Below are 5,048 nucleotides of genomic sequence, written 5' to 3'. Positions count from 1 at the left end.
CACTTGCCTATTCAGTCGATCGTGCAGCACAGCCCGTTATTCTCGAATCGGATTTGGGGCTGCAATTAACCGCTGCTGATTTTACTCAAGGAGTTACGATTGAATCCCAATCGCCAGTTGCTCCCGTCACTGATGAGTACAGCATGCGCGTAGGAAAAAAAAGCAAGATTGCCTACAGCGCCAATGAACAAACCTTTGTTATTAACAATGCGCAGCAACAAAAATTGCAGGTCACCTTCCGTGTTTCCAATGACGGCGTTGCGTTTCGCTATGCAGTGACTGATCCTGTGATTGCGCAAAAACAATTTGTAAAAGAGACCACCAGTTTCCATTTTGCATCAAACACCAAAGCTTGGTTACAACCTATGTCGGTCGCGCAAACCGGTTGGAGCAATACCAACCCTTCTTACGAAGAGCATTATCAAATGGATATTCCGGTTGGCACACCATCCCCGCTGGGTGCGGGTTGGGCATTTCCCGGTTTATTTAATACCAATAATAATTGGGTGTTAGTCTCTGAAACAGGAATGGATGGTAGCTGGCACGCATCGCGGTTATCTCATGAATCTGCTAATGGCGAATACACTGTCGCTCCGCCGCAGGCACCAGAGGTGTTTACCAATGGTGGATTGCTCGCGAGTGGCACAGATAAATTAATTTCCCCCTGGCGCATTCTGGCAATCGGTGATTTGCCAACGATTATTCAGTCCACCCTCGGTACTGATCTGGCAATCCCTGCCATTACTTTAAAAAATGATTTTATAAAACCCGGCCATTCCTCCTGGAGTTGGGCGATTTTAAAAGACGACTTCACTACCTTTGATGTACAGAAAAAATTTATCGATTACGCCGCAGATATGCACTGGGACTACACGTTGATCGATGCTGATTGGGATAAGAAAATCGGTTATGAAAAATTAAAAGAGCTGGTGGATTACGCTGCGCAAAAAAATATCGGAATTTTAGTGTGGTACAACTCCTCTGGCGATTGGAACCAAACGCCCTATAGCCCCAAGAGCGAATTGTTAACCCGCGAACAGCGAGCAGCTGTTTTTACGCGTTTGCGTGATATAGGCGTTAAAGGTTTAAAGATTGATTTTTTTGCCGGCGATGGCCAATCCATGATTGCCTACTACGTGGATATTTTAAAAGACGCCGCTGAATATAATTTGTCGGTGAATTTTCACGGTGCAACTCTGCCGCGCGGCTGGCAGCGCACTTATCCCAATTTAATGACCATGGAATCGATAAAAGGATTTGAATTCACTACTTTCTCACAGGCGGATCAAGACCCGGTTGCCAAACATGTTGCCACGGCGCTGTTTGCACGCAATGTGTTTGACCCAATGGATTTTACCCCTATGGCGTTTGGCGATATTCCCAATATTAAACGTGTAACGGAAAACTCATTTGAATTAGCGGAATCGGTATTGATGATCTCCGGTATCCAACATTTTGCAGAAATTCCCGAAGGTATGACGACCGTTCCTGATTACGTTAAGGATTTTTTGCGCGAATTGCCGCGCGAGTGGGACGATGTGAAATTTATTGACGGCTACCCGGGGAAATATTTGGTGCTGGCGCGCAAGGCGGGCGATGCCTGGTATATCGCCGGTATTAACGCCGAAGCAGAAAGCAAAACACTCACATTGGATTTGAGTTTTGCAGGCGATCAAAAAGGTGTGTTGATTGGCAGCGGTGAAACCAAGCGCAGTTTTGTGCAGCAAGAGATCAATAGCAATACACCAACAACAATTACCCTGCGACCAAGTGCCGGTTTTGTGATGGTATTGAAATAAATTCCTTCCCCTCTCGCTCCCAAGCTCCGCTTGGGAGTGTATATCCCACAAATAAAATTGATGTTGTTTAGATATATGCATTCCCAAGCAGAGCTTGGGAAAGAGACAGAATTAAAAAAAGATGTAACCAGTGAGAGAGCAAATACAACTATGAAAAAATTATTAACCAGCCTGTTGCTGCCAGTTATATTGTTCGGTTGTGCGACCAAAGAGCCAAGTAAAACACCCGATAAAATTACGGTAGATCCCAATACCTTCTCCAATCCCATTTTCCCCAATGGTGCTGACCCCTGGTTGGAATATTTCCGAGGTAATTATTATTTAACCACCACTACCTGGACATCGCAGTTGGTGATGCGCAAATCGCCCACACTCGCTGGTCTGGCTACAGCAACACCCATCCATATTTGGTCAGAAAGCGAATTGGAACGCTGCTGTAATTTTTGGGCATTTGAATTCCATCGCTTGAATACGCCCAAGGGTTATCGCTGGTATGTGATGTACACCTCCGGCATCGCCGAAAATTATGATCGCCAACATTTAAGTGTGATTGAAAGCCAGGGCGATGATCCGCTTGGCCCTTACACGTATAAAGGTTCGCCTATGCCCGATATCTGGAATATCGACGGCAATTATTTTGAACATAATGGCGAATTATATTTACTGTGGTCGCAGTGGGTAAAAGACGAGCAGACCATTTGGATTTCCAAAATGTCTAATCCCTGGACAGTAACGGGTGAGAAGGTAATGATTTCCCGCCCGCAATACGAGTGGGAATATTCTGGGATGAAAGTGAATGAAGGCCCGGAAATTATCAAGCGTAATGGCAAAACATATATGGTGTATTCTGCGAGTTTTTGTAACACGCCGGATTATAAATTGGGGTTGGTTGAATTAACGGGTAATGATCCGCTTAAACCTGAATCCTGGCATAAATTTGATAAGCCCGTATTCAGTAAGGCCAATGGTGTTTATGGCCCCGGCCACAACGGCTTTTTTAAATCGCCTGATGGCAGTGAAGATTGGTTGATCTACCACGGCAACGCCAGCGAGTTGGAAGGTTGCAGTAGTACCCGTTCATTGCGCGCGCAAAAATTTACCTGGAATGATGACGGTACCCCGAATTTTGGCGAGCCAGTTGCAGCTGGAAAACCGGTAGTTTCCCCTGCAGGTGAAAATGGTCCATTGATAACAACAGTGCAGGGCACGCAGGTGCAATTGGTGAGTAACGCCAATCAGCAATGTGTAACGGATGTAAATGGAAAAATCAGCAGTGCTGGTTGCAACAGCACGCAGGCGAGATGGACACTGGATTACACCACCAATGGTAATTACCGTTTAGTGAATACAGCGGGATTATTTTTAGGGCAGGGCGGTGAGCAATGTACTGCCAGCGCATCTGCTGATTTAAATACTGCCCCATGGCACAACCAACTTTGCCAGCAATGGCAATTGGTACCGCACGATAAAGGTTGGTTAACCTTGGTGAATGCTCAATCAAAACAAGAGTTGCAATTTGCCGATTGCAAAGAGCCTTCACCAATTGCTAGCGGAAAAAAATCCGTTGAAGATGTGCCGCAATTTATCGAGAAAAAATCGGCCTGCACACTCTGGCGTGTACAACCCTTGGGTGAAGTGGCCATCACCAGTATCCAAAGTGGTAAAGCAGTTACCTCGGCGGGTGCTGTTGCAAAAGCGGGCAATAATATCGAACAGGATGAGTGGAGTAATAACGCGAACCAACGCTGGTTATTGGTGAATACACAGGATGGTTACTACTACATTCAATCCAGTGTGGATGCCAAGTTGTGCATGGCGATTGCCAATAAATCCATAGTGCCCGGCAGCAATGTCGAACTGGCTGCTTGTGGCGATATTCACACTCATTGGCAAGTGGATTTTTTAAGCGATGGCACTGTAAAACTGGCGAACCGCAAAAGTAATTTAGTGCTGGATTTGGCGCACTGCGGTTTGGCAAACCACACCAATTTTGCACAAGGCCAATGGTTAAATTCCAATTGCCAAAAATTCCAGTTAAAGCCAATTAATTAAAAACCGATTGGTCCTCGCTCCTAGTTTGCAACTCTTCCTCACTCCCAAGCTCTGCTTGGGAGTTCACAACACCGCCTCCCAATTATTAGCCAGCTCACCGCTCATTAATCTTTTCCTGAATTTCCCTTCATTTGACAATTCCTGTTGCTGCATGTATACAAGTGAACAACTAACCCAACTACAATAATTGCTTCGTAATGTCTTCCCATGACATCTACGATAATCGGCAGTTTTTTGCCGGATACTCCTTGGTTTTTCATCAATGATAACGTTTTACCGGAATTTTGCCCTCGGCTCATTAGTGATGGTGATCTTGACTGCATGCTTACTGACTATCGGCCATAAAAAATCACAGTTGGCAACGTCATTATTTCCCGCGCGCGATCAGGGTTTGGTTTGGAAAACATCGGTTGAGCCTGAGCAGCCAAAAGGAAAAACACAATTATCGCTCAGAAATGAAGTCGGTAATATCGAGTACGATTTTGTCCTTGATCCTGAGCAGCGGTTTCCTTATACCCACTATTCTATTTATTTTGTCGATGCGATCCAAACCTCACTGCAGGTCGATCTAACGCGCTTTCAAAGGGTGTCGTTTAACATTATCTGCGACCCAAAAAATGTGCTCCTGTTTACTCTATTCAGTTTTGACGACAAGGTGACCGATCTGAAAAATCTCGTTACCCGCCGTGTATCCTCCACTGCAGTCACCTGCACCCAGAGCTGGGCCAAGGTCAGTATTGCGCTGGATGATCTTGAAACGCCGCAATGGTGGTTAAGTCAATACGGCTTTGACTACAGTGAAAAAGGTTACCGGCTCGATAAATCCATGGGATTCGCCTGGGTTAATTCCTTGCAAAGCCCTGCTAACACCCTCTCCAATGTAAAGCTCACGGATATCCAGTTATCGGGTTACGAGCCGCGCACTATTTATGCGGCCATTGCTGTTTGTGTGTGTTTATGGGTGCTATTTTTTGTGTGGCAATTGCGCCGCTATACGCGGGTGTTGACGCGGGAAATTCGCACGCGGGTGAAGGATGACCAACCGCTAATGGCCTACAAGAAATTATTTATTGAGCCGCAAAAAGATAAAGAAAAGGATGCGCTGCTGCGTTATATGGCGACGGAATATACCAACCATGACTTAAGCCTTGATGCAGCCATTGCATCGCCCAATATTAACCCCAATAAAATTAATGA

General features: G+C 45.6%; 3 protein-coding genes. All 3 read left to right on the top strand.

Going from position 1 to position 5,048, the window contains the following annotated elements; genetic code table 11:
* Positions 1 to 1,799, top strand: a 1,799-nt coding sequence (locus ACWA6V_RS17145; RefSeq protein ID WP_449523637.1) for a glycoside hydrolase family 97 catalytic domain-containing protein, incomplete at its 5' end; no start/stop codon positions are given.
* Between the two features lie 150 nt (positions 1,800 to 1,949).
* Positions 1,950 to 3,851: a family 43 glycosylhydrolase gene (locus ACWA6V_RS17140; protein WP_449523636.1), complete on the top strand. Its 1,902-nt coding sequence runs from the start codon at positions 1,950 to 1,952 to the stop codon at positions 3,849 to 3,851.
* Between the two features lie 262 nt (positions 3,852 to 4,113).
* Positions 4,114 to 5,048 (top strand): helix-turn-helix domain-containing protein (locus tag ACWA6V_RS17135; protein ID WP_449523635.1); only part of this gene is annotated, 935 nt, incomplete at its 3' end.

The organism is Cellvibrio sp. (genome assembly GCF_053579595.1).
Note: the sequence above shows the minus strand (reverse complement) of the source record. Positions and strands in the feature narration are given on the sequence as shown.